At 66.2% G+C, this 25371-nt stretch carries 25 protein-coding genes; 16 read left to right on the forward strand and 9 right to left on the reverse strand.

Annotated elements, in window-relative coordinates:
• Positions 1-58: 58 nt before the first annotated feature.
• Positions 59-1165: a site-specific DNA-methyltransferase gene (locus LZ585_RS02255; RefSeq protein WP_234854839.1), complete on the forward strand. Its 1107-nt coding sequence runs from the start codon at positions 59-61 to the stop codon at positions 1163-1165.
• 89 nt (positions 1166-1254) lie between these two features.
• Here LZ585_RS02255 and leuD read toward each other — a convergent pair whose 3' ends face one another.
• Positions 1255-1860 carry a 3-isopropylmalate dehydratase small subunit gene (leuD, locus tag LZ585_RS02260; protein ID WP_234854840.1) on the reverse strand — a complete coding sequence of 202 codons (606 nt, stop codon included), beginning with the start codon at positions 1858-1860 and terminating at the stop codon, positions 1255-1257.
• Between the two features lie 101 nt (positions 1861-1961).
• On the opposite strand from leuD, the gene LZ585_RS02265 reads away from it, so the two are divergent.
• Positions 1962-2534 (forward strand): hypothetical protein, encoded by a 573-nt coding sequence (locus LZ585_RS02265; protein WP_234854841.1) that lies wholly within the window; start codon positions 1962-1964, stop codon positions 2532-2534.
• 40 nt (positions 2535-2574) lie between these two features.
• Here LZ585_RS02265 and leuC read toward each other — a convergent pair whose 3' ends face one another.
• The gene (gene leuC / locus LZ585_RS02270) at positions 2575-4011 is read right to left on the reverse strand and encodes a 3-isopropylmalate dehydratase large subunit (protein ID WP_234854842.1); all 1437 of its coding nucleotides are present in this window, start codon (positions 4009-4011) and stop codon (positions 2575-2577) included.
• Between the two features lie 219 nt (positions 4012-4230).
• On the opposite strand from leuC, the gene LZ585_RS02275 reads away from it, so the two are divergent.
• The 7 genes from LZ585_RS02275 (at position 4231) to LZ585_RS02305 (ending at position 11392) form a co-directional block, all read left to right on the forward strand.
• Positions 4231-5586 (forward strand): mechanosensitive ion channel family protein, encoded by a 1356-nt coding sequence (locus LZ585_RS02275; RefSeq protein ID WP_234854843.1) that lies wholly within the window; start codon positions 4231-4233, stop codon positions 5584-5586.
• A gap of 134 nt (positions 5587-5720) precedes the next feature.
• Positions 5721-6086 carry a ribosome silencing factor gene (gene rsfS, locus LZ585_RS02280; protein ID WP_373568649.1) on the forward strand — a complete coding sequence of 122 codons (366 nt, stop codon included), beginning with the start codon at positions 5721-5723 and terminating at the stop codon, positions 6084-6086.
• A gap of 15 nt (positions 6087-6101) precedes the next feature.
• A complete protein-coding gene (rlmH, locus tag LZ585_RS02285) occupies positions 6102-6569 on the forward strand; it encodes a 23S rRNA (pseudouridine(1915)-N(3))-methyltransferase RlmH (RefSeq protein WP_234854844.1) in 468 nt (155 codons plus the stop codon).
• A gap of 198 nt (positions 6570-6767) precedes the next feature.
• On the forward strand, positions 6768-8285 hold the full coding sequence (gpmI, locus tag LZ585_RS02290; RefSeq protein ID WP_234854845.1) for a 2,3-bisphosphoglycerate-independent phosphoglycerate mutase: 1518 nt from the start codon (positions 6768-6770) through the stop codon (positions 8283-8285).
• Entirely contained in the window at positions 8282-9460 is a 1179-nt protein-coding gene (locus LZ585_RS02295; RefSeq protein WP_234854846.1) for a murein hydrolase activator EnvC family protein, read from the forward strand. Before gpmI ends, LZ585_RS02295 begins: the two co-directional genes overlap by 4 nt.
• A gap of 17 nt (positions 9461-9477) precedes the next feature.
• Positions 9478-10908 (forward strand): S41 family peptidase, encoded by a 1431-nt coding sequence (locus LZ585_RS02300; protein ID WP_234854847.1) that lies wholly within the window; start codon positions 9478-9480, stop codon positions 10906-10908.
• Positions 10901-11392 carry an RNA pyrophosphohydrolase gene (locus tag LZ585_RS02305; RefSeq protein ID WP_234854848.1) on the forward strand — a complete coding sequence of 164 codons (492 nt, stop codon included), beginning with the start codon at positions 10901-10903 and terminating at the stop codon, positions 11390-11392. The genes LZ585_RS02300 and LZ585_RS02305 overlap by 8 nt, the downstream gene beginning before the upstream one ends.
• Before the next feature lie 165 nt (positions 11393-11557).
• Here the strand turns inward: LZ585_RS02305 and LZ585_RS02310 are convergent, their stop codons facing one another.
• From LZ585_RS02310 to LZ585_RS02320, 3 genes are all read right to left on the reverse strand, one after another.
• Positions 11558-12037: a hypothetical protein gene (locus LZ585_RS02310; RefSeq protein ID WP_234854849.1), complete on the reverse strand. Its 480-nt coding sequence runs from the start codon at positions 12035-12037 to the stop codon at positions 11558-11560.
• Between the two features lie 191 nt (positions 12038-12228).
• Entirely contained in the window at positions 12229-13485 is a 1257-nt protein-coding gene (locus LZ585_RS02315; protein WP_234854850.1) for a lytic murein transglycosylase, read from the reverse strand.
• Between the two features lie 85 nt (positions 13486-13570).
• A complete protein-coding gene (locus LZ585_RS02320) occupies positions 13571-13909 on the reverse strand; it encodes a hypothetical protein (RefSeq protein ID WP_234854851.1) in 339 nt (112 codons plus the stop codon).
• Positions 13910-13985: 76 nt separating this feature from the next.
• Here LZ585_RS02320 and LZ585_RS02325 point away from each other — a divergent pair, with 76 nt between their 5' ends.
• A complete protein-coding gene (locus tag LZ585_RS02325; protein ID WP_234854852.1) occupies positions 13986-14456 on the forward strand; it encodes a YbaK/EbsC family protein in 471 nt (156 codons plus the stop codon).
• On the opposite strand, the gene LZ585_RS02330 is transcribed toward LZ585_RS02325, so the two are convergent.
• On the reverse strand, positions 14446-15240 hold the full coding sequence (locus LZ585_RS02330) for an alpha/beta hydrolase (protein WP_234854853.1): 795 nt from the start codon (positions 15238-15240) through the stop codon (positions 14446-14448). The genes LZ585_RS02325 and LZ585_RS02330 overlap by 11 nt on opposite strands.
• A gap of 61 nt (positions 15241-15301) precedes the next feature.
• Here LZ585_RS02330 and kynU point away from each other — a divergent pair, with 61 nt between their 5' ends.
• The 4 genes from kynU (at position 15302) to LZ585_RS02350 (ending at position 21748) form a co-directional block, all read left to right on the forward strand.
• A complete protein-coding gene (gene kynU / locus LZ585_RS02335; protein ID WP_234854854.1) occupies positions 15302-16489 on the forward strand; it encodes a kynureninase in 1188 nt (395 codons plus the stop codon).
• 65 nt (positions 16490-16554) lie between these two features.
• Positions 16555-17616 carry an efflux RND transporter periplasmic adaptor subunit gene (locus tag LZ585_RS02340; protein WP_234854855.1) on the forward strand — a complete coding sequence of 354 codons (1062 nt, stop codon included), beginning with the start codon at positions 16555-16557 and terminating at the stop codon, positions 17614-17616.
• Positions 17613-18710 (forward strand): efflux RND transporter periplasmic adaptor subunit, encoded by a 1098-nt coding sequence (locus LZ585_RS02345; protein WP_234854856.1) that lies wholly within the window; start codon positions 17613-17615, stop codon positions 18708-18710. Before LZ585_RS02340 ends, LZ585_RS02345 begins: the two co-directional genes overlap by 4 nt.
• The gene (locus tag LZ585_RS02350) at positions 18707-21748 is read left to right on the forward strand and encodes an efflux RND transporter permease subunit (protein WP_234854857.1); all 3042 of its coding nucleotides are present in this window, start codon (positions 18707-18709) and stop codon (positions 21746-21748) included. The genes LZ585_RS02345 and LZ585_RS02350 overlap by 4 nt, the downstream gene beginning before the upstream one ends.
• Here LZ585_RS02350 and map read toward each other — a convergent pair whose 3' ends face one another.
• Positions 21749-22546 (reverse strand): type I methionyl aminopeptidase, encoded by a 798-nt coding sequence (gene map / locus LZ585_RS02355; protein ID WP_234854858.1) that lies wholly within the window; start codon positions 22544-22546, stop codon positions 21749-21751.
• A gap of 106 nt (positions 22547-22652) precedes the next feature.
• Between map and LZ585_RS02360 the strand changes: the two genes are divergently transcribed.
• A complete protein-coding gene (locus LZ585_RS02360) occupies positions 22653-23393 on the forward strand; it encodes a competence/damage-inducible protein A (RefSeq protein WP_234854859.1) in 741 nt (246 codons plus the stop codon).
• On the forward strand, positions 23393-24106 hold the full coding sequence (locus tag LZ585_RS02365) for a GNAT family N-acetyltransferase (RefSeq protein WP_234854860.1): 714 nt from the start codon (positions 23393-23395) through the stop codon (positions 24104-24106). The genes LZ585_RS02360 and LZ585_RS02365 overlap by 1 nt, the downstream gene beginning before the upstream one ends.
• Here LZ585_RS02365 and LZ585_RS02370 read toward each other — a convergent pair.
• Together LZ585_RS02370 and LZ585_RS02375 are read right to left on the reverse strand one after the other, a co-directional pair.
• On the reverse strand, positions 24101-24781 hold the full coding sequence (locus LZ585_RS02370) for a sirohydrochlorin chelatase (protein ID WP_234854861.1): 681 nt from the start codon (positions 24779-24781) through the stop codon (positions 24101-24103). The genes LZ585_RS02365 and LZ585_RS02370 overlap by 6 nt on opposite strands.
• A complete protein-coding gene (locus LZ585_RS02375; protein WP_234854862.1) occupies positions 24778-25341 on the reverse strand; it encodes a DUF4202 domain-containing protein in 564 nt (187 codons plus the stop codon). The genes LZ585_RS02370 and LZ585_RS02375 overlap by 4 nt, the downstream gene beginning before the upstream one ends.
• Positions 25342-25371 lie beyond the last annotated feature (30 nt).

A 25371-nucleotide genomic window follows, 5' to 3' on the forward strand; every position in this document is an offset into this window, starting at 1 on the left:
CGGCAAAAAGCCGGCAGCGACCCCCGAGGCAGAGATGATAAAGACCAAGGATCAGCGCATGGCAGCCGCGCGGCCACTTCCCCTGAACCAGATTCTGGCGGGCGATTGCATCGAGGTGATGAACGCGCTTCCCGAAGCCAGCGTGGACCTGATCTTTGCCGATCCGCCCTATAACCTGCAATTGCGCGGCGACCTGCACCGGCCTGACAATTCCAAGGTCGATGCGGTGGACGATCACTGGGACCAGTTTTCCAGCTTTGCCGTCTATGACGCCTTCACGCGCGACTGGCTGGCTGCCGCGCGCCGTGTGCTGAAGCCGAACGGCGCGATCTGGGTCATCGGCAGCTATCACAACATCTTCCGCGTGGGGGCGGAAATCCAGAACCAGGGCTTCTGGATCATGAACGACGTGATCTGGCGCAAGTCGAACCCGATGCCGAACTTTCGCGGCAAGCGGTTGACCAACGCCCATGAAACGCTGATCTGGGCCGCGAAATCCGAAGCCTCGAAATACACCTTCAACTACGAGGCGCTGAAGTCGCTGAACGAAGGCACGCAGATGCGGTCCGACTGGGTGCTGCCCATTTGCAACGGCGGTGAACGGTTGAAGGACGCGGCGGGCGACAAGGCCCATCCGACGCAAAAGCCGGAATCGCTGCTGCACCGCGTCATCATCGGCACGACCAATCCCGGCGACGTGGTTCTGGATCCCTTCTTCGGCACCGGCACGACCGGCGCTGTCGCCAAGATGCTGGGCCGCGATTTCATCGGGATCGAGCGCGAGGAAGCCTATCGCACCGTTGCGGAAAGGCGCATCTCGCGCATCCGCCGCCTGGATGCCGAGGCGCTTGCCACCACCCGCGCCAAGCGTGCCGAGCCGCGCGTTCCCTTTGGCCAGGTGATCGAACGCGGGATGCTGCGCCCGGGCGAGGAACTGTATTCCATGAACAGCCGTCACAAGGCCAAGGTCCGCGCCGACGGGTCGCTGATCGGCAATGACGTGAAGGGGTCGATCCACCAGGTCGGCGCCGCCCTTGAGGGCGCCCCTTCCTGCAACGGATGGACCTATTGGCATTATCGGCGCGAAGGCCGGATGATCCCCATCGACATCCTGCGCCAGCAGATCCGGGCCGAGATGGAAGGCGAGGTTTCCCGCCCCAACTGAGGCTTCACGGTTCGCCTGGTTCCCCCGGCTGCCGCCAAGGTGGAACCCCCTTGCCCCGCCATAACGCATGGCGGGGCTTTTTCATGCCGTCAGACCCAGGGCCGGGCTTGGGCCATCTGCGTTTCGTAGCTGTCGATGCGCGGAGCCTTTTCCATGGTCAGCCCGATGTCGTCCAATCCGTTCAGCAGGCAATGCTTGCGGAAGGGGTCGATCTCGAAGGCAAAGGAAACCCCATCGGATGTCGTGACGGTCTGGTTTTCCAGATCCACCGTGATGCGGGCGTTGGCGCCCTTGCGGGCATCCTCCATCAGCGTATCGACGGCGTCCTGGGGCAGCACCACGGGCAGGATGCCGTTCTTGAAGCAGTTGTTGAAGAAGATGTCGGCGAAGCTGGTCGAGATCACGCAACGGATGCCGAAATCCAGCAACGCCCAAGGCGCGTGTTCGCGCGACGATCCGCAACCGAAATTGTCGCCGGCCACCAGGATCTGCGTCTGGCGATAGGCGGGCTGGTTCAGGATGAAATTCGGCAGTTCGTTGCCTTCGCGATCATAGCGCATTTCGTCGAACAGGTTGATCCCCAGCCCCGACCGCTTGATGGTCTTCAGGAACTGCTTGGGGATGATCATGTCGGTGTCGATATTGACCAGTGGCATGGGCGCCGCGATTCCGGTCAGGGTGGTGAACTTGTCCATGGGTCCTCTTGGCTTCTGCTTTGCCCCGGGCCGGTCTAGTCTGGCCGCGATCGGGCGAGGGGTATGTTGACGTGACTGGAAGCGAGTTGCAGGCCTGCGTGATGCAACGGTGGTCGCCGCAGATCGGCGATCCGGGGGTGACGGGATGGCTGACGGTCCTGGCCTATGCATTGTGCGCGATGCTGGCCTTGGCCGTGTGGCGACGGCTGAAGGGTCAGCGGGGGCGCCTGTTCTGGGCGGTCCTGTCGCTGCTGCTGGTGGCGTTGGCCGTCAACAAGCAACTGGATCTGCAATCGGCTGTCACCGCCACCGGTAAATGCCTTGCCCGTGCGCAAGGGTGGTATGCGCAACGCCGCCTGATGCAGGCGCTGTTCATCGGCCTGATCGGAGGTTGCGCGCTTGCCTTGCTTTTGGGCCTGACGCTCAGCCTGTGGGGCAGGCTTCGCCAGAACCTGCTGGCCGCGACCGGACTGACCCTTGTGCTGTGTTACGTGGTGATCCGGGCCTTGAGCTTTCACCATTTCGACCGCCTGATCGGCACCCGGAACTTCGGTGTGACGAACAACTTCCTGTTCGAGAACGCCGGGCTGGTGCTGATCGCGGTCAATGCAGCCTGGCTGCTGTGGCGCAGGCGCAGACCGGCCCGGCGCAGCCAGGCCGCGTGGCCAGGCTGAGGGGGACGGCCGACACCGGGTTGCGCAGGGGCGGGCCATTTCAGGCCGGTTCCCGCGCAAGCTCCCGTATATCGACAAGATGCCCGGCCACGCCTGCCGCCGCCGCCATGGCGGGCGACATCAGGTGCGTGCGACCCTTGTATCCCTGGCGGCCCTCGAAGTTGCGGTTGCTGGTGGCCGCGCAGCGTTCGCCGGGGGCCAACTGGTCCGGGTTCATGCCCAGGCACATCGAACAGCCCGCAAGGCGCCATTCGAAGCCCGCCTCCTTGAAGATCACGTCCAGCCCTTCTTCCTCGGCCTGGGCGCGCACAAGGCCCGATCCGGGAACGACCATGCCGCGCACCCCGGCCGCCAGCCTGCAGCCGCGCAGAACCTCGGCCGCGGCGCGCAGATCTTCGATCCGGCCGTTGGTGCAGGAACCGATGAAAACCGCGTCGATGGCGATGTCGGTCAGCCGGGTGCCGGGGGTCAGGTCCATGTAATCCAGCGACCGGCGCGCGGCCTCGACCTTGCCGCCGGTGAAATCCGAAGGATCGGGAACGGTTGCGGTAATGGGCAGCGCGTCTTCGGGGGACGTGCCCCAGGTCACGGTGGGGGCGATATCCTCGCCGCGCAGGGTGACGACCTTGTCCCAATGCGCGTCGTCGTCGCTGTAAAGCGTCTTCCACCAGTTGACCGCAGCATCCCATTGCGCGCCCTTCGGCGCATGGGGGCGGCCCTTGACGTAATCGAAGGTCGTCTGGTCGGGCGCGATCAGGCCCGCGCGGGCGCCGCCTTCGATCGCCATGTTGCAGATGGTCATGCGGCCTTCCATGGACAGGCTGCGGATCGCCTCGCCACAGTATTCGATCACATGGCCGGTGCCGCCCGCCGTGCCGGTATGGCCGATGATCGCCAGAACCACGTCCTTGGCGGTAACGCCGGGTGCCAGGCGGCCCGTCACCTCGACCTTCATGTTCCGGGATTTCTTCTGGATCAGCGTCTGGGTGGCCAGGACGTGTTCCACCTCGGACGTGCCGATGCCGTGGGCCAGGGCGCCGAACGCCCCATGCGTGGCGGTATGGCTGTCGCCGCAGACGACCGTCATGCCGGGCAGGGTCCAGCCCTGTTCGGGTCCGACGATATGGACGATCCCTTGGCGGATGTCGTTGACCGGATAATAGACCACGCCGAATTCGCGGGCGTTGCGGTCAAGCGCATCGACCTGGATGCGCGACTCCTCGTTGTCGATGCCTTGTTCGCGGTCCCAGGTGGTCGGCACGTTGTGATCGGGCACGGCGATGGTGCGTTCGGGCGCGCGGACGGCGCGGCCGGTCATGCGCAGTCCTTCAAAGGCCTGCGGGCTGGTCACTTCGTGGACCAGATGCCGGTCGATATACAAAAGACAGGTGCCGTCATCCTGACGGTCGACGACATGGGCATCCCAGATCTTGTCGTAAAGCGTCCGCGGGGCGGCGGATTGGGGATCAAAGGTCATGGCTGCTTGGCTTTCGGCTGTGATGTGATCATGGCGGACAGGTCGGCTGCGGCAGGACCGCAGCCCGTCACAGTCGCGCCGTCACGCCGCGCGTTTCGCCGAAGAACCGCGAAGGCAGGCGCGCGCGGTCATGGATGTCGAAATAGATGAACCCGGACATGGCCGATCTTTTATGCGTCTTTCGGCGTTGACGCAATATTGTCGCAGGCGAGGGGGGCCATGGAGCCGGTCGGTCCAGACATCGTGGATGCCGCCCAAGGATTATGGTCGCGCATTTCCCTGTTCCTCGAGATCATGATCCTGCCCGCCCGCTTGTACCAGCTGGCCGCCATTGCCGGGCTGATCCTGCTGTCCTGGCTCCTGGGCCGGATCGCGCTGCGGTTCTGGAACGCCTGGCTGCATGATCGCAGCGACTGGCCGAAATGGCGGCTGCGGCTGGGCGTGCTGATCGGGCGACGGATGGGCCTGATGATCTTTGCGCTGCTGGCCTGGACCGTGGTCATCGTCATGCGAGAGATCACCTGGCCCTCGCGCAGCGCGCTGATCGCGCTTGCGGCATCCATCGCCTTGTCCTGGCTGGCGATCTTCTTCGTGGCACGGCTGATCGCCAACCGCTTCCTGCGCCGCATCGTCAGTTGGGCGGGCTGGATCTGGGTCACGCTGTTCCTGCTGGGCCTGACCGAGCCTGCGGGCGATTTCCTGGACAGCCTTGCCATCACCATTGGCGACTTGCGCCTGTCGGCCCTGACGGTCCTGAAGGCCCTTGTGGTGACCGGCCTGCTGATCGGCGGCGCGCGCGCCTTGTCGCGGCTGATCACCGGCAGGCTGGCGCGGAACGAAGACATTTCGCCCACGATGCGGGTGCTGACGGCCAAGCTGTTGCAGGTGGTTCTGTTCAGCCTGGCCGTCGTGGTCGGGCTGAAGGCCGTGGGCTTCGACCTGACCGGCCTTGCGGTCTTTTCCGGCGCGGTGGGCGTTGGCCTGGGCTTCGGGCTGCAGAAGGTCGTCTCGAACCTGGTGTCTGGGGTGATCATCCTGCTGGACAAGTCCATCAAGCCCGGCGACGTGATCAGCCTGGGCGACACCTTCGGCTGGATCGAGGAGCTTGGCGCCCGCTATGTCAGCGTGGTGACGCGCGACGGCAAGGAATACCTGATCCCGAACGAGGATCTGGTGACAGGCCAGGTCGTGAACTGGTCCCATACCAACAGCTTCGTGCGCCTGGATCTGCGATTCGGTGCATCCTATGGCGACGACCCGCACAGGGTCAGCGCCACGGCCATTGCCGCCGTCAAGACCGTGCCGCGCGTGCTGTCCGACCGGCAGGCGGTCTGCTGGGTCACGGGATTTGGCGACAATGCCGTGGATTATGTCCTGCGTTTCTGGATCGACGATGCCGCAAAAGGCCTGACCAACGTGCGCGGGCAGGTTTACCTGGCCTTGTGGGACGCGTTCAAGGAACAGGGCATCACGCTGCCCTTTCCGCAGCGCGAGGTACGGCTTGTCAATCCGTCCTTGCGGGTCCAGATGGACGATCCGCCGCCCGACAATACGGAATCGGGCCGGGAACATTGAGATGGCCTGAAAAGTTGCTATCTTTGATCCATCCCCTGCGCCGGGGGCGATCGGCGCGCTGACCGGAGGATTGAACCCTGTCACAAGACGTCTCGCCGGCCACGGGGCCGGCTGCGACCCCCGCGCCGCAGGATCTGACCAGCGACCAGATCCTTGCCCGCATCCTGTCCTCGCTTGACGACGACAAGGCCGAGGACATCGTGACGATCGACCTGCGCGGACGGTCGGCCATGGCGGATCACATGGTGATCGCATCGGGCCGCAGCGCGCGCCAGGTGGGCGCCATCGCCGAAAAGCTGGCCGACCGGATGAAGCAGGCGACCGGCCGCACCCCCCGGATCGAAGGCAAGGATACCGGCGACTGGGTGCTGATCGACACCGATGATGTCATTGTCCATGTCTTCCGCCCCGAAGTTCGGGAATTCTATCAACTTGAAAAGTTGTGGATGCCTTCGGACGCGCTTGTCCGGGTGCGTGATCAGGCCCGCCCCGCGCATTAGGCCGGGCAGGACGCCATGCGGATCGACATCGCCGCGGTTGGCCGGCTGCGCAAAGGCCCCGAAGCGGCGATGGTTGCGGACTACCTCGACCGTTTCGCCAGGACCGGCCGCAGCCTTGGCCTGCCGCCCATCGCCATCCACGAGGTGGAAGACAAGCGCGGCGGCGGGATGGTGACCGAGGCCGAGTTGCTGGCGCGCGTCATCCCGCAGGGCGCTGCCCTGGTGATGATGGATGAAAGGGGCGAGCAGGCGACATCGCCGGAATTTGCACGTCGTCTGGCGGACTGGCGCGACCAAGCCAAAGATCTCTGCTTCGTGATCGGCGGCGCGGATGGGCTGGATCCCCTGCTGCGCGCGCGCGCCGATTGGCAGATCAGCCTGGGCCGCATGGTCTGGCCGCATATGCTGGTGCGGGTGATGCTGGCCGAACAGTTGTACCGTGCCGCGACGATCCTGGCCGGATCGCCTTATCATCGCGAATGAAGGTGGCGACAGGTTGGGGGGCTGCCGCCCCCTCTTGGCCTGCGGCCAATTCACCCGGGCGGATATTTGGGCCAAGATGAATCCGCTTTGCTTCACTTTGGCGTAAATATCCCGGGGGTCCGGGGTCTGGCCCCCGGCCTTTCGGTTGCCGCAACCGCCGCGCCCGCGTAACAAGGCGCAAATCATCCGAGGGGCGATATGACGAAACCTGTGGTCCTGTGCATTCTTGACGGGTGGGGCATATCCGACCGGCCCGAACAAAGCGCGCCGGACCAGGCGGAGACGCCGAATTTCGACCGGCTGATGCGCACCTGCCCCCATGCGACACTGACGACCTTTGGTCCCGACGTGGGCCTGCCGCGCGGACAGATGGGCAATTCCGAGGTGGGCCACACCAATATCGGCGCGGGCCGGGTTGTTGCCATGGATCTGGGCCAGATCGACCTGGCGATCGAGAATGGCAGCTTTGTGGGCAACGACAGCCTGATCCGCTTTGTCGAACGGCTGCGCGCGACGGGCGGGACCGCGCATCTGATGGGCATCGTGTCCGACGGCGGCGTGCATGGCCATGTTGTTCATGTCCAGGCCGCCATTCGCGCAATTGCGGCGGCGGGCGTGCCCGTTGTGCTGCACGCCATCACGGATGGGCGTGACGTGCCGCCGCAATCGGCCATGGGTTTCATCACCGAATTGCAGGGCAGCCTGCCCGAAGGCGCTCGGATCGGCACCGTGATCGGGCGATATTACGCGATGGATCGCGACAATCGCTGGGAACGGATCGAGCGCGCCTATCGGGCAATCATCGCCGGGCAGGGAGAACCCGCGCTGTCCGCCGATCTGGCCGTCACTGTGGCTTACGGGCGCGGGGAAACCGATGAATTCATCCCTCCCTTCGTCATCGACGGGTACAACGGTGCGATGGATGGGGACGGGTTCTTCTGCCTCAACTTCCGGGCCGACCGGGCGCGGGAAATTCTGACGGCGCTTGCGGATCCGACGTTCACCGAATTCGACAACAATGACCGCCCCGCATGGGCCGCGCTGCTTGGCATGGTCGACTACAGCACCCGGCATGACGAGTACATGACCGCCGCCTATCCCAAGCGCCAGGTGGTCAACACGCTGGGCGCCTGGGTCGCAAGCCATGGCCTGCGCCAGTTCCGCCTGGCGGAAACCGAGAAATACCCCCATGTCACTTTTTTCCTGAACGGCGGCAAGGAATCGCCCGAACCGGGCGAGGATCGATTCATGCCCGCCAGCCCCAAGGTCGCGACCTATGACCTGGCCCCCGAAATGGCCGCGGAGGAGGTTGCCGATAAACTGGTCGAGGTGATCGGCGCGGGCTATGACCTGGTCGTGGTGAACTTCGCCAATCCCGACATGGTGGGCCATACCGGCAACCTGCCCGCCGCCATCCTGGCCTGCGAGGCCGTGGATCGCGGCCTGGGCCGGATGCTGGCGGCCTTGGACCGCGCAGGCGGCGCGGCGGTGATCTGTGCCGATCACGGCAATTGCGAAACCACCATCGACCCCGTGACAGGGGGGGCGCATACAGCCCATACCACCAACCCGGTGCCGGTGATCGTCTATGGCGGTCCCCCTGGCGCGCATCTGCGCAACGGCAGGCTGGCCGATCTGGCCCCCACGGTGTTGCAGCTGATGGGCCTGGACAAGCCCGCCGAGATGACCGGCACCAGCCTGATCGTGACCGCATGAAGATATTTCTGCCCTTGGCGCTTGCCGCCCTGATCGCCGCCGCGCCTCTGTCGGCGCAGGACGTGCAACCATCGGTCACCGCCGCCGTGGCCGAGGCGCAGGACGCCGCCGCCCAGCTGCGCGCCGCCGTGGCCAAGCTGGCCGACGCGGTGTCCGCCGATGACCAGGTCGTCGCCTTGACCGAGGTGATCCGGGGTTACGAACAGGGCCTGTCCGCCCTGCGCGACGGGTTGCGCCAGGCCAGTGCCCGCGAAGCCGAGCTGCGCGCCCGCTTCGAATCGCAGCGCGGCCGGCTGGCTTCGGTCCTGGGGGCCATGACGGCGCTGCAGCAGGCGCCGGAAACCACCATGCTGCTGCATCCGGCGGGCGCGCTTGCCACGGCGCGGTCGGGCATGGTCCTGGCCGATGTCACCCCAGGCCTGCGGGCCGAGGCGGAACGGCTGCAGGACGACCTGGAGGAAATCGCCACGGTGCGTGACTTGCAGGCGGGTGCCGCGCAGATGCTGGGTGCGGGGCTTGCCTCGGTCCAGGAAGCGCGCCGGTTGCTGGCAAGCGCCGTCACCGACAGGTCCAGCCTGCCCATCCGATACGCCGACGCGCCTGCGGAAATGCAAAAGCTGCGCGATGCGGCGCAGTCGCTGGACGAATTCGCCACGGGGGTCGCCAGTATCCAGATGGACGTCGGCCCCCCGCTACAGGATTTCGAGGGCGCGCGCGGCGCCCTGCCCCTGCCGGTGGTGGGCACCATCCTGCGTCTTTACGACCAGCCCGACGCGGCGGGCGTCGAACGGCCCGGCTGGGTGATCGCCACGCCCCCAGCGGCACTTGTCACCACGCCCTGGTCCGCCACCATCCGGTATCGCGGTCCGCTGCTGGATTACGGCAATGTGATGATCCTCGAGCCCGCGCGCGGTTATCTTCTGGTCTTCGCGGGGATGTCGCAGGTGTTCGGAGAAGTTGGCGACGTGCTGCAAGCGGGCGATCCGATCGGCCTGATGGGCGGGACCGAGGCGTCGGCGCAGGAATTCGGCGCGCAATTCGTTACCGATGCCGCCATCGGCGGCAATGGGGGACGGACCGAATCCCTGTATCTGGAAGTGCGCAAGGGACAGGAAACTCTGGACCCGGCGGAATGGTTCGTGCTGAATCCCGTCGTGGAGCCTGAACAGGATTGAAGGCAGGAAAGGCCGTCATGAAACATTATCTGATCGCAGGCGTGGGCGGTGTTCTGGCCGGTGCGCTTCTGACCACCCAGATCGCCGGGCCGCTGGTGGCGCAGGAAACCGGCAGCAATGCCTCGATCTATGAACAGCTTGAACTGTTCGGGAACGTCTTCGAACGCGTCCGCGCCGATTATGTCGAGGCGCCCGACGACAAGGAACTGATCGAGGCCGCGATCAACGGAATGCTGACCTCGCTCGATCCGCATTCCTCCTTTCTGTCGGCCAGCGATTACGAGGACATGCAGACCCAGACCCGCGGCAGCTTCGGCGGCCTGGGGATCGAGGTCAGTCAGGAAGAAGGCCTGGTCAAGGTCGTCTCCCCCATCGACGACACGCCCGCCGCGCAGGCGGGGGTCAAGACGGGCGATTTCATCACCCATGTGAACGGCGAATCGCTGATGGGGCTGACGCTGGATCAGGCGGTGGACATGATGCGCGGCCCCATCGGGTCCGAGATCACCGTCACGATCCTGCGAGAAGGCGAGACCGAGCCGTTCGATCTGACCATGACGCGCGACACGATCAAGCTGACCGTGGTGAAGACCCGGATCGAGGGGAAATCGGTCGTGCTGCGCGTGTCCACCTTCAACGACGAAACCTATGACACGCTGAAGTCCGAACTGGACAAGGCCGTGGCCGAGGCGGGCGGCATCGACAAGGTGACGGGCTTCGTGCTGGATTTGCGCAACAATCCCGGCGGGCTGCTGAACCAGGCGATCAGCGTGTCCGATGCCTTCCTGGACGCGGGCGAGATCGTGTCCACCCGTGGCCGCAACCCCGAGGAAAGCGAACGCTGGAACGCCGAGGACGGCGATCTGGCCCAGGGCAAGCCGATGGTCGTGCTGACGAATGGCGGTTCGGCCAGCGCGTCGGAAATCGTCGCGGGCGCCTTGCAGGATCACCGCCGCGCCATCGTGGTGGGTGAAAAGACCTTCGGCAAGGGATCAGTCCAGACTGTCATGCCGGTGACGGCCGAAAGCGCCATCCGTCTGACCACCGCGCGCTACTACACGCCGTCGGGCCGGTCGATCCAGTCGCTGGGCATCCAGCCCGACATCTTGGTGGCCCAGCCCACGCCCCCCGCCACGCCAGAGGACGAGGAGGAAGGCCCCCGCACGCAATCGAACTTCGGCCGGTCCGAAGCTGACCTGCGCGGCGCGCTGAACAACGATTCGGTCAGCGACGACGAAAAGAAACAGATTGAGGACGAGGCCGCCGAGGTCGAGGCCACCGCGAAGCTGCGCGAGGAGGATTACCAGCTGGCCTATGCCGTGGATATCCTCAAGGGTCTGGCTGCGGTCGATTTCCAGGCGGGCCAGGTGCCTGCCGCCGCCACCCCCGCCGTGACGGGCGAAGGGTCGGGGACCGAGGGGACCGGGGCCGCCAAGACGAATGGCTGATGCGGAACGGACGGGGCCGGGCGGGCTGCCTTACCGGCCCTGCGCGGGCGTGGTGCTGATCAACGCTGAAGGCTTGATCTTCGCAGGCCAGCGGATCGACACCCAGGGTGCCTGGCAGATGCCTCAGGGCGGCATAGACGAGGGCGAGGATCCCCGTCAGGCCGCCCTGCGCGAACTGGTCGAGGAAACCGGCGTTTCCCCGGACAAGGTGCAGGTCCTGGCCGAAACCCCCGGCTGGGTCTATTACGACCTGCCGCCCGAATTGCTGGGCAAGGTCTGGAAGGGCCGCTATGGCGGTCAGCGCCAGAAATGGGTGCTGATGCGGTTCCTGGGCCAGGACGCAGACATCCGCATCGACACGGATCACCCCGAATTCCGGGAATGGCGGTGGATGCCTGCGGCGGCGCTGCTGGAAAACATCGTGCCCTTCAAGCGCGGAGTCTATGAGGAGGTGCTTGGGGCGTTTCCGGAATGGCTGCGGTAGGCCTTGTGCAAGGCAAAAGCTGCCAAGCGGACTTTCCCATTCCGCTGGATCATTGCCACGATCTTTCCGAGCGGCCCCAGTGTCCAGACAGCTGCGCCTTGCCAATTGCTTCCACAGCGAAGAACCAGCGGGATTGGCGGTGACCTTGGTCTGGGACAGCCGTTTTCAGTTCCCTGGAACCTGCAGAGTGAAGCTGCCGTCAAAGAGAAGCGCATCCGTCCATGACGTGTTGATCCCGGTGAGTTCCCCGGTTCCCGTCGCGCCTTCGAAAGCGCCTGCACCGGACAGCAACGTATATTCGACCTGCGATCCCTCGGGGGACCAACTGCCGGAGAATTGCAGGTTGAGCGCGTCGCCGTTCTCGAACGTATAGGTGCTGAGGCCCATCCAGTTGCCGTCTTCCTTGCCGCGGATGGTAGCAAGAGCGAACCGCTTGAAGGCCACGCGCCCGTCCTCGAAAAACGCGACGCCGACCGCCTCTCTGGCCACAAGAGACTGGTCCGTGATGCTTGGAAGATCCATGGTCGCGTCACTTGTGGTGGTGATGACAAGCTTGAACCGGAGTGTCAGTTCTTCCGCCAATGCGGCGCCGGACGAAAGCAGGCCGACCGAGAGAACAGCAAGGGCCATTTTCGCGAGAGCCATTTCCATATCTCCTTTGAACAACAGCAGGGAAAGCCATGACGCCTCGACTCAAAGGCCTTCCGAGGCGACATGAAGATTATACGCTCGTCAAAGACCCCCTCAAAATCGAAAATCCCTGATGGACTGTCGCCGAGACGTCAGGCTTCGGCGCGCCAAGGCAAAAGGGGCGCCCTTTCGGACGCCCCCCTTGCCTACCGCCGCAACTGGCCCAGCAGGATCGAGGTCGGATAGCCGTCCGGCGTGACCCCGATGGACCGCTGATAGGCCGCGACCGATTCCATCGTGGCCGATCCGAACAGCCCGTCGATCTCGCCCTGGTAGAACCCCTTGGCGCGAAGGCGCTGCTGGATTTCCTGCCGCTCGCTGGTGGACAGCGCGCGGTCGTTGCGCGGCCAGGACCCCTGGATGCCTGCCCGTCCCGCGATGCGTTCGCCCAGGAAGGCCACGCCAAGCGCATAGTTGTCCGAGTTGTTATAGCGCAGGATCGACCGGAAGTTGTCGAGGATCAGGAAGGCCGGGCCGTTTGCCCCCGCCGGCATGATGATCGACCCGTTGCCGCCCGGCAGCGCGCCGCCGCCCATGGGGCGCACGCCTTGCGCGGCCCAGTCCGACCGGCGCGTGCCCTTGCCGACCAGCCCCATGTTGAAGCCTTGGGGCAGTTGCACCTCGGCCCCCCAGGCCTGGCCCGGCACCCAGCCGTTGCGGCGCAGGTAGTTCGCGGTGGATGCCAGCGAGTCGGTCGGATCGTCCGACCAGATGTCGCGGCGGCCGTCGCCGGTGAAATCGACGGCATAATCCAGATAGGACGTGGGCATGAACTGCGTGTGGCCCATGGCCCCGGCCCAACTGCCCAGCATATGTTCGGGATCGGTGTCGCCTGCCTGCAGGATGCGCAGCGCGGCGATCAGCTGGTTCTGGAACATCTCGCCGCGCCGTCCGTCATAGGCCAGCGTCGCCAGCGACGGGATGATCTGCATCTTGCCGCGATTGGCGCCGAAGTTCGATTCCATCCCCCAGACCGCCAGCACGATTTCGCGCGGCACGCCGTAGCGGGCCTCGATCTGGGACAGGGTGCCAGACAGTTGCGCGGCCTTCTGGCGGCCGGTGGTGATGCGCACGTCCGACACGGCACTGTCCAGATACAGCCAGACGGGGCGCGAAAACTCGGCCTGCTTGCGGTCAAGGCGGATCACTTCGGGGTTGTAGCGCGCGATCCGCATGGCGCGGTCATAGGTCGCGGGCGACACGCCCGAGGCGACCGCGCGCGACCGGAACGACTGGACGAAGTTCTGCAACCCCGCCTCGTCGCCTGCCGATGCCGCGGGGATCGGCGCGGGCGTGACCGGGCTGGCGCCGGTCATGCCGCCGGGCGCCCGGTTCATCGGCCCCGCGCAGGATGCCAGGGCACCCACCAGGGCGGTGGTCAGGAAGATGCGGGAAAATGTCATGGGATCGCCTGTCCGTAACTGCTGCTATTATTGTTAGGGGCAGTCTAGCGAAGACACTTTCGGTTGAATAGGGTTGGCGCGCCCGTCAGTGCAGCGTCTCGCCCTCGTCCGATGCGCCTTCGCCTTTGAAGAAGGGCTGCATCTGCGCAATGATGACGGAATTTTCATCCAGGGCGCGCTGCATCAAGGCGCGCTCATCGTCGTCGATCTCGTGGCCCTCGGCCAGGCGCTCGTCCAGGCTGCCATAGCCCGTCACGTCCAGCGGCGAAAGGTCTGCCTGCTTCAGGATCGCCACGGTCTCGCGCACCGCCTCGGCCTCGTCATGGCCGGCGGCATAGCAGATCAGCGCGGCCCCGGTCGATCCGTCGGGCAGGCCGTCGTTCGCGGTCCGGCCCACCTCGACCAGCAGGGTATAGACGTTCATGGCGGCCTCCGGTGATGATTGCCCGTGCAACAACACGACTGGCGCCAAAGCGCAAGGCGCATGGCAAGGGGGATGGATGAGCAAGAGCCTGGCACGGGTCCGCGCGGCCTTGGACGCAGCAGGGGTGGATGCCGAGATCCTGGAGATGCCCGGGACCACCCGCACCGCCCAGGACGCCGCCCAGGCGGCAGGCTGCCACCTGGACCAGATCGCCAAGTCGATCATCTTCCGGGGCGAGGCGACGGGCCATGCCGTCCTGTTCCTGACCGCAGGCGGCAACCGCGTCGATCCTGCAAGGGCGGCGGCGGTCGCGGGTCAACCCCTGGGTAAGGCCGACGCCGCGCTGATCCGCGACGAGACCGGCTTTGCGATCGGCGGCGTGGCCCCGGTCGGGCATTTGAAGCCGGTGACGGCCTTCCTCGATCCCCGTTTGCTGGATTTCGATGTTGTTTGGGCGGCGGCAGGAACGCCGCGCCATGTCTTCGCCATCAGCCCGACGGTGCTGCTGGCGGTCACGGGCGCGACGCTGGCGGATTTCACCGGCTGACCAGCAGCCTGTCCAGCAGGGGGCTGTCTGGCTGTTCCAGTCGCTCGATCACGTCGAAATGGTGCAGGCCGGGATCGATCACGCAGTCCGTCGCGGCCCCCAGCCCCGCCCAGATATTGGCCAGCAGGCGCGATTGGCGGATGAACTCGGGCCGTTCCATCCCGCCGACCCAGGTGGTGACGGGAATGCCCGCGCGCGGCGCCAGCAGGGCCGGGCTTTCCGCCGCAGCCTCGGCAGGGTCCAGCCGCAGGGTGGCGTTCATGTCCGTGCGCATCAACGGGCGCAGGTCGGTCAGCGCAGAGATCGGGACGCAGGCCGTCACCCGTGCGGCAACCGCATCGGGCAACGTGGCGTCGTCGCAGATCATCCGCGCCGCAAGGTGCCCGCCCGCCGAATGGCCTGTCAGTGCAATAGGGCCGTCCACCAGCCCCGCAGCCTCGGCCACCGCTGCCGCGACTTCGCGCGCCATCTGCGCGATCCGCGCCTGCGGGGCCAGCGTATAGCCGGGCAGGGCGACCGCCCAGCCACGCGCCAGGGCGCCCGCCGCCAGATGCGACCACAGGCCGGGATCGAAGCGCATCCAATAGCCGCCATGCATAAAAACCATCAATCCCTGTGCTGTTCCTGCCGGGCGGAACAGATGCCCCCGGCCCAGCGGCTGCGGGGGATGGGCCTGCCGGAAGGCTGCTGCGGCGTTCTGCCAGCGGGGCACGAACCCGTCGGCCTGCGGAATATGCGCGCCATTGGCGTAGGCGTCGTCCCAGTCGGTAACGTGATAGATCATCCTGCCCTCTCTTTCCGGCAGAAAAGGCTGCTGATAGCCTGTGGTCAAGATGGAGACTGCCATGACCGATTTCGCCGCCACCCGCCGCGCCTTTCACCTGCCCTCCGGGATCACCTACTTGGACGGCAACTCGCTGGGGCCTATGTCCCTTGCGGCCAAGGAAAGGGTGGGGCGGATGATGGCGGACGAGTGGTCGGAAATGCTGATCGCCGGCTGGAACAAGGCGGGCTGGTATGTCCAGCCGCGCAAGGTTGGCGACCGTATCGCCCGGCTGATCGGCGCGGGGCCGGGCGAGGTCGTGATGGGCGACACGCTGTCGATCAAGGTGTTCCAAGCCGTCAGCGCGGCCTTGGCCCTGCGCCCCGACCGGCGGGTGATCCTGTCCGACAGCGGCAACTTTCCGTCGGACCTGTATGTGGCGCAGGGGCTGGCCCGCGCGGTGGGCGCCGAATTGCGCGTCGTCTCCCCCGATGATGTGGACGCTGCGATCACCGATGACCTGGCCGTCCTGATGCTGACCGAGGTCGACTACCGCACCGGGCGGCGTCACGACATGGCCGCGCTGACTGCCCGCGCCCATGCGGCAGGCGCCCTGACGGTCTGGGATCTGGCGCATTCGGCAGGCGCGGTGGATGTGGATCTGGCCGGGGCGGATGCGGATTTCGCGGTGGGCTGCACCTATAAATACCTGAACGGCGGCCCTGGCGCGCCCGCTTTCATCTGGACCCATCCGCGCCATGCGGACGCCGCCCAGCCGATCCTGCAAGGCTGGATGGGCCACCACGCACCCTTCGCCTTTGACGCGGATTATCGCCCTGCGGCGGGGATCGAGCGGATGCGCGTCGGCACGCCCCCTGTGATCGCGCTGAGCGCCCTGGATGCGGCCCTGGACATTTGGGACGGCGTGGCCCTGTCGGACCTGCGCGCCCGGTCCATCAAACTGACCCAGGCCTTCATCGCGGGGGTCGAGGCCGCCTGCCCGGACGTGGCCCTGAATTCTCCCCGCGACCCGGCCCTGCGCGGGTCTCAGATCGGGTTCCGCCATCCCCATGCCTATGCGGTGATGCAAGCCTTGATCGCGGCGGGGGTGGTGGGCGATTTCCGCGCACCCGACGTGCTGCGCTTTGGTTTTGCACCGCTTTACAACGATCTGGACGATGTGGACCGGGCGGTCGGGACGCTGGCCCGGATTTTGCGGGACGGGACGTGGAATGATGAAAGGTTTCAGCAGAAGGCCGCCGTAACGTAAGGGCAGGGGGCTTTCCTTGTCCCGGATTGTGACGCAGATATGCGTCATTTCGACGGGACATCATCATGCGCATTCGGGGGCTGGCCTGGTTGTTCGTTGCGGGATTGCCGGGATTCCCGGCACTTGCGCAGGATGGCCTGCTGCGTGTCGAACTGGTCGCGGCCCAGGAACAACCGGTCGAGATCGACCTGCAACTGTCCGGCAGCATCGCCGCGACCGACAGCGTGCAGATGAGCTTTCGCCAGGCCGGGCGCGTAACAGGCGTGTCGGTGGACAAGGGCGACCACGTGACCCGCGGCCAGGAACTGGCGCGGCTGGATTCGGTCCAGCAAGACCAGGCCCTGCGCGTGGCCGAGGCCGGGATGAACGCCGCCCGCGCGGGCCTGTCTCAGGCCCGCCAGGCCAGTGAGCGCGCCGATGCGTTGCTGGCGCGGGGCGTCGGCACCAGGGCCGCGCGTGACGATGCCTTGCGTGCCCTGTCCGAATCGCAGGGGGCTGTCGAACGCGCCGAAAGCACGCTGGAACAGGCCCGCCGCGCGGTGAGCGACACGGTCCTGCGCGCGCCCCAGGATGCGGTCGTCACAGCCCGCGACATGGCGCCGGGCCAGATCGTCGGCGCCGCCCAGGCCGTGCTGACCCTGGCCACGCTGGAGGGGCTGGAGGCCGTGTTCAATGCCCCCGACCATCCCCGGCTGGACAGCGCCATGAACAGCCCTGTCCGGCTGGACACCATCGACATCGACCGGCCCCAGATGCAGGGCAGGGTGACCGAGATCTCTCCCTTGGTGGACCCGGCCACGGGCGCGGTGACGATGCGCGTCAAGATCAACGATGCAACGGCCGATACCGCCCTGCTGGGCGCGGCGGTGCGCGGGCGGGTGGATATCGCGGTCGATCGCGGCATCGCGGTGCCTTGGACGGCGCTGATGCGCGACGGCGACCATCCCGCCGTGTGGCGCGTGGGTGCCGACAACCGCGTCAGCCTTGTGCCCGTGACGATCGGGCAATTCACCAATGGCGTGGTTTACCTGTCCGGCGGAATCGCGGCGGGGGACGTGGTGGTGGGCGCAGGCTCGCAACTGCTTTATTCCGGAAGGCAGGTCCGGCAGGCCGAGGTCTTGCCGTGACGCGCCTGATCGCCGTGCTGGCCGCCCTGGCGATGGCCGCGCCCGTTCACGCGTTGAGCCTGCCAGGATGGATGGACTTCGGGTCCCCTGTCGAGGTTGCGGTTCCCATACGCCCCGTCGTGTCCGAGATCGTGGAGGACCGGGGCCACGACGCCCGCTGGATCCCCGGCGTCGTGGGTTCGCGCACGCAGGTGACGATGGCGTTCCAGACGCTTGGCCGGATGGTGTCGCGCCCCGTCGATCTGGGCGACCGGGTGGAACGGGGCGATGTCTTGGCGAATCTCGCGGCCGAGGATCTGGCCGCCACCACCCGCGCCGCCGAAGCCGCCCTGGCCGCGGCCGAGGTTCAGCGCGACACCGCTCGCCTGACCCTGGAACGGACCGAAGCCCTGGCGGCCCGCAACGTTGCCAGTGCCGCGCAACTGGAACAAGCCCAACGCGCCGCCGCCGCGGCCGAGGCTGGTGCCCAACAGGCCCGGTCCGCCCTTGTGCAGGCCCGCGATTCCCAGGGCTACGCCCGCATGACCGCGCCCTTTTCCGGGGTGGTCAGCGCAATCTACGAAGCCCCCGGCAGCGTGCTGGGTGCGGGGACGCCCGTCCTGCAGCTGTCTGCCGAAGATCAGCGCGAAGCGGTGATCGACCTGCCCGAGTCGGCGCTTGCCGGCCTGCCCCCTGATGCGGTCTTCACGCTGTGGCAGCGCACCGACCCGGATCGGCAGGTGCGGGCCGTGCTGGACCGGATCGACCCGATTGCCGATATGGCGACCCGCACACGCAGGCTTTACCTGACCTTGCCAACGGACGCGCCGTTTCGCCTGGGTTCCCTGGTCCGCGCCCGTCTGGGCACTGCCAGCGAACCCGCCCTGATGCTGTCCGGGACGGCGATCTTTCAGCGCGACGGCGTGCCTCATGTCTGGCGCGTGCTGCGCAAGGGCCAGGACGCGCAGGTCCAGGCGGTTCCTGTCGCCCCCAGCGGTGCCTTTCAGGGCCGCGTCCTGATCGGCAAGGGATTGGCCCCTGGGGACGAGGTCGTGATCCGGGGCGTCCATTCCCTGGCCGACGATCAGCCCGTGGGCGAAAGGGTCCAGCCTTGACGCGATTCAACCTGTCCGACTGGGCCCTGAACCACCGCAGCTTCGTGTGGTTCCTGTTGATCGTCTCGCTGCTGGCAGGGACCATCAGCTATAACAATCTGGGCCGAGAGGAAGATCCGAACTTCACCATCAAGATCATGGTGATCAGCGCAGCCCTGCCCGGCGCCACCGTGGACGAGACCTTGACCCAGGTCACGACCCGGATCGAGACAAAGCTGGAAGAACTGGACGAGCGGTATTTCACCCGGTCCGTCACCATGCCGGGTCAGGCGGTGGTCTATCTGGAACTGCTGCCAACCACGCGCGGACCCCAGGTGCCTGAAATCTGGAAGCGCGTGCGCCAGATGATGTCCGACATCCGGCCGGATTTTCCGCAGGAATTCGCGGGCTTCCAGTTCAACGACGATTTCGGGGATGTTTACGGCAATATCTATGCCTTCACCGCCGACGGATACAGCCCGCGCGAATTGCGCGACCGGGTTGAACGCATCCGCAAGCAGGTGGCGGCGCTTGACGCTGCAGGCAAGACCGAATTGCTGGGCGAGCAGGCCGAGCAGATTTATCTGGAGTTCTCGGCCGCACGGCTCGCAGCGCTTGGGCTGAACCAGCAGCAGGTCGTGGCGACCCTGGCACAGCAGAACGCCATTGCCCCGTCCGGCGTGGTCCAGGCCGGGCCGGAACAGGTGCTGGTCCGCGTGGGCGGACAATTCGACGACGCCGAGGCCATTGCCGCCGTCAACCTGCGGGTGGGTGAACGCTTCTTCAACCTGGGCGATGTGGCAACCGTGACGCGCGGCTATCAGGATCCGCCGCAATCGCTGTTCCGCTATAACGGCAAGCCCGCCATCGGCTTGCAGGTGGGGATGCGCGAAGGTGAAAACATCCTGGAATTCGGGCGTGACCTGGATGCGCTGATGACCCGCGTTGCAGCCGACCTGCCGGTCGGGATCGAGATGGCAAAGTTTGCCGATCAGCCCCATGTCGTGGACAAGGCCGTTGGCCATTTCGTCACCGCCCTGGCCGAGGCCGTGCTGATCGTGCTGGTCGTCAGCTTCATCAGCCTGGGCTTTCGCGCGGGCTTTGTCGTGACCCTGACCATTCCCCTGGTGCTGGCGATCACCTTTGTGATCCTGGATCTGTATGGGATCACCTTGCAACGCATCTCTCTGGGTGCGCTGATCATTGCGCTTGGGCTTCTGGTCGATGACGCGATGATCGCCATCGAGACAATGATCTCGCGCCTGGAGATAGGCGAGTCGCTGGAATCGGCTGCCAGTTACGCCTGGACCTCGATTGCCTTTCCGATGCTGACTGGCACGCTGGTCACGGTGGCGGGTTTCATTCCCATCGGGCTGAACAACTCGGCTGCGGGGGAGTTCACATTCTCGCTGTTCGTGGTGATCGCCGTGTCGCTGGTGGTGTCCTGGATCGTGGCGGTGCTGTTCGCGCCGCTGCTGGGCGTGACCTTCCTGCGCACCTATGCGGCCCATCACGAACCGAAACCCGGCTGGCTGCGCCGCCGGTTCCATGGCCTGCTGCTGTGGTCGATGCGATTCAAGTGGGTCGTGATTGCGGTCACGCTGGCGCTGTTCGCGGTTTCGGTCTGGGGGATGCGGTTCGTCGAACAGCAGTTCTTCCCCACATCCGACCGGACCGAGGTTCTGGTCGATATCGTCGAACGCCAGAACACCTCGATCGCCAGGACGCGTGCCGACATGGACCGGCTGGAAGCGGTTCTGGCGGACAATGACGACGTGCTGTTCTGGACATCCTATGTGGGCAGCGGGGCGCCGCGCTTCGTGCTGGCAATGGATGTCCCCACGCCCGGTCCCTATATGGGCCAGATCGTGATCCAGACCCCTGACTTGGCCGCGCGGGACCGTCTGAAGGCGCTGCTGATGGACAGGGCGGCGCGCGACTTTGCGGGCGTCGACATCTATGTGAAGAACCTGGAAATCGGCCCGCCGGTCGGCAAGCCCGTGCAATACCGCGTCAGCGCGCCCGATGCCGATGTCGCCCGCGACGCTGCGCGCAATCTGGCCGCCGTAGTGGCCCGGGAACCACGGCTGCGCGACATCTCGATGGACTGGAACGAACCCGCGCGCGTGGTGCGGGTGGAAATCGACCAGGATCAGGCCCGCCGGTTGGGTGTCACCAGTCAAGAGGTATCGGACACGCTGTCGGCGCTGTTTTCCGGCAAGGTCGTGACGCAACTGCGCGACGACATCTTCCTGATCGATGTCGTCGGGCGGGGCGAGGCTGGCGACCGCAGTTCCATCGACTCGATCCGCAATCTGCAACTGGTGCTGGCCACGGGCCAGAGCGTGCCCTTGTCCTCTATCGTGTCGCTGGAATATGCGACCGAACAGCCGCTGATCGCGCAGCGCAACGGATTGCCGACCGTGACCGTCAAGGCTGCCGTTTCCACCAAGGACCAGCCCGCCACCCTGGTAAACGCCCTCGCCCCGTCGGTGGCCGAGTTTCAGGCCAGCCTGCCGCCGGATGTGACCATCACCGTGGGCGGCACGGTCGAGACCTCGGGCGACAGCCAGGAACCCATCGCCGCCGTTGTGCCGGTCATGCTGCTGATCATGGCGCTGCTGGTCATGGCGCAGATGCAAAGCTTCCGGCTGTCGCTGATCGTCTTCGCCGCCGCGCCCTTGGGCCTGATCGGCGTGGTCGCGGTGCTGGTGCCCTTTGGCGTGCCGATGGGCTTTGTCGCGATCCTGGGCATCCTGGCGCTGATCGGCATCCTGATCCGCAACTCGGTCATCCTAGTCCACGAGATCCAAGAACTGCTGCACAAGGGCCGCAGCCCCTGGCAGGCCGTGTTCGAGGCATCCGACAGCCGTGCCCGCCCGATCCTGCTGACGGCGGCTGCGGCATCGCTGGCGCTGATCCCGATATCGCGCCAGGTGTTCTGGGGACCGATGGCATTTTCAATGATGGGGGGAATCATCGCCGGCACGCTGATCACGCTGGTCTTCGTGCCCGCGCTGTATTGCGCGGTGATGCGAGTCAGGCCGGATCCGGCCTGATCAGTCCAGGCTGGGGAAGAACTTGTCCGACCCGGTGAAAATCTCGCAGCCGTGTGCTGTCACGCCGATGGCGTGCTCGAACTGCGCCGACAGCGACTTGTCGCGGGTCACGGCGGTCCAGTCGTCGGCTAGGACCTTGGTTTCGGGGCGGCCCAGGTTGATCATCGGCTCGATGGTGAAGAACATCCCTTCTTCCAGCATCGGGCCTTTGCCCGACCGGCCGAAATGCAGCACATTGGGCGGCGCATGGAACACCCGGCCCAGCCCGTGGCCGCAGAAATCGCGCACGACCGACATTCCATGCCCTTCGGCATAGGTCTGGATCGCTGCGCCGATATCGCCAAAGGTGGCGCCGGGGCGCACCGCCTCGATCCCCTTCATCAGCGCGTCATGGGTGACCTGGATCAGCCGGCGCGCCTTGATCGGGGCGCGGCCTGCCACATACATCCGGCTTGTATCGCCATACCAGCCATCGACGATCACCGTCACGTCGATGTTCAGGATGTCGCCATTGGCCAGAACCTTGTCGCCCGGGATGCCGTGGCAGACCACATGGTTCACGCTGATGCAGCTTGCGTGTTCATAACCGCGATAGCCGATGGTGGCCGATGTCACGCCCAGTTCCTGCACCCGGCGGGTAATGAAATCGTCAAGCGCGCCGGTGGTGACGCCCGGCTGGACCAGCGGCCCGACCTCGTCCAGGATCTGCGACGCCACGGCCCCGGCCTTGTGCATGCCCGCAAAGTCCTCGCGCGCGTGGATGCGGATGCCTTCCTTGGTGATGTGGCTTTGATCCATGGGTGATCCTTTCGTCTGGCCGCATAGATAGACCCGGATGGTCCCTTGTTCCAGCCCCGCGCGTGCGCATAGATGCGGGACAGCACAGGTTTCAGGGGGCGGAACGATGCAATCCGACAATCCGACGGCGGCGATCCTGGTGATCGGGGACGAGATCCTGTCAGGCCGCACGCGCGAAGGGAACGCGCATCACCTGGCGCAGGTGCTGTCCGCGACGGGCTTCGATCTGCGCGAAATCCGCGTGGTGGCCGACGATCACGACCGGATCGTGGCAGCCATCCGCGCTCTGGACGGCAGCCTGGGCGGCGATTACGACCTGCTGTTCACCAGCGGCGGCATCGGGCCGACCCATGACGACATCACCGCCGATGCCGTGGCCGACGCCCATGGCACCACGGTCGAGATCGATCTCCGGGCGCGCGCCTTGCTGCAGGCCCGCTGCGACCGGATGGGATACGAGCTGACGGAAAACCGCCTGCGCATGGCCCGGATCCCAGTGGGTGCAACCCTGATCGACAACGCCGTATCGGCCGCGCCGGGGTTTTCCATCGGCAACACCCATGTCATGGCCGGTGTCCCCGAGGTGTTCCGCGGCATGGTCGATTGGTTGATCCCCCGCCTGTCCGCGGGCCGCCCCGTCCAGTCGCAAAGCGTCGAGGTTCGGCGCGGCGAAAGCGAGGTGGCCGAGGGGCTGCGCGCGGTGGCGGGCGAATATCCCGACCTGTCGCTGGGATCCTATCCCTTCCAGGATGGGACCGGCTGGGGCACGAACCTGGTGGTACGCGGCCTTGATGCCGGGCGCGTGGCCCAGGCGATGGCGGCGCTGAAAGAACGGCTGTCGCTGTGATGGATGCCCTTCTGGCCCGGGCGTTCGAAGAGACCTGGCCCGCCGCCGAATACGCGGATGCAGGCGGTTTCCGCGTCGGGCGCGGGTTTGGCGCGGGCGGGCGGGTCAGTTCGGCACGGGCGGCGGGGGCATGGGTGCCGGACGATATTCCGGCGGCCGAGGCGGTTCACCGCGCCTGGAACCAGCAGCCGATGTTTCGCGTGCTCGACACGGATCGCGCCCTGATCGACGCCCTGACTGCTGCCGGATACCGGGCGGAAACGCCCACCGCGATCATGCAGGCGCAGGTCGCCGCACTGACAGACCAGGCGATCCCGTACCTGACGACCTTCGCGGTCTGGCCGCCCTTGGCGATTCAGCGTGACCTTTGGTCGGCAGGCAACATCGTTCCGTCGCGGCAGGCCGTCATGGACCGCGTGACCGGGCCAAAGACCGCCATCCTGGGCCGCATCGACGACCGTGCGGCGGGTGCCGCCTTTGCCGCGATCCATGCGGATGTGGCGATGGTTCACGCGGTCGAGGTGCTGCCCCCCTTCCGCCGCCGTGGCCTTGCAGGCTGGATGATGCGGCAGGCGGCGTTCTGGGCCGGGGACGGGGGCGCCACGCGGGTCGGGCTGGCCGTCAGCCGTGCCAATGCGGGTGCGCGGGCAACCTGGGACCGGCTGGGCTTTTCCGAGGTCGCGGGCTATGCCTATTACGCCAAGCCGTCATAGGGCGGCGCGGATGCTGGCGGCGATCAGCGCGGGCACCTCGGGCGCAAGGCCGATGGGATCCAGGCGCGGTCCGGTAAAGCCCGCCTGATCCAGGGCCGTTGGCAGGTCGTCCAGGACGTGTTCCGCCCGCAGCGCGAAAAAGGGCAGGCTGACCGCGCGGTCCAGCCCCCTTGCAGCATCGGCAAGGAAGGGTTCCTGTTCGACAAAGCCCGTGACCACGCGCGCGAAATGCGGGGCGATGCTTTCGGCCAGTGCGGTGGTGATGGCGAAGGACGCCTGCGACCGCTGGGAACCATGCGCGGCCAGCAGCAAGGTCGTATCCTGCGGCGTCCAGCCTTGCGCCGATGCGGCGGCATGGGCTTGGGCCACGATAAGGCCGGGCAGGGCGGGGTCGGTGCCGAAGGGGCGCAGCACCCGCGCCCCGTCTGCACCCGCCTGGGCCAGCCGCCGGGGCAGTTCCGTCCGAGTGAACCAGCCTTCGGCCATGAACATCGGATAGATCAGGTTGTCACCCTGGGCCACCGCCGCAAGCGCGCCGGGCATGGCAAGCGTGGCCCCCGCGACGGGGCAGCCTGGACCGCAGGCGGCGACGCGGGCCGCCAGATCCTCGATGGCCTGCTGCTGCGGACCAGGATCGCCGGGCTGGCCATGGGATACGATGACGGCGCGCATCATGGGCGGAAATGCCGGGCAAGGGCCTCGGGCATCGGAAACTCCTCCAAGGCCCGGACCCGGTTTTCCGCAGACATCTTGGCGGCCGTCTTTTCGATGATGCGCGGCAGCTTTTCGTCGGACTGCTCGGCCATGAAATCGCCCAGATACCAGCGGATGAAGGTAAAGCAGATCACGTCCTCCAGGGCCTGAACCTCGGTGTCGCGCTTGAGGCCCTGCTTGGTCAGCATCTTGCGGGCCTGCTCGATGTCGTTTTCTTCGTAGCCCGCATCGGCCATGATGCCTGCGATGCGGTCCGCATGGCGGCGGCCCTGTTCCTGGCGCCATTGCAGATAGCCCGCCCGGTCCATCGGATAGGCGCTGCGCGGCAAAAGCCAGCGTTCGATATGCTGGCCCCGGCAAGCGATGCGCAGCGCGTCCGATGCCTGGGGGAACAGGTGCTGCTGCTGTTCCGTCATCCGCTGGCCGTAAAGCAGGTTGGCGGGCTTGCCCTCGTCCAGGTTCGGATCCCGGGCATTGGCGGCATCGATGGCCTGGAAGGCATGGTCAAGGCGAGTGGTCATGGGGCGCGTCCTTTTGGTCGCAGTTTCACC

Origin of the sequence: Paracoccus everestensis, from assembly GCF_021491915.1 — a bacterium.
GTDB classification, from domain to species: Bacteria; Pseudomonadota; Alphaproteobacteria; order Rhodobacterales; family Rhodobacteraceae; genus Paracoccus; species Paracoccus everestensis.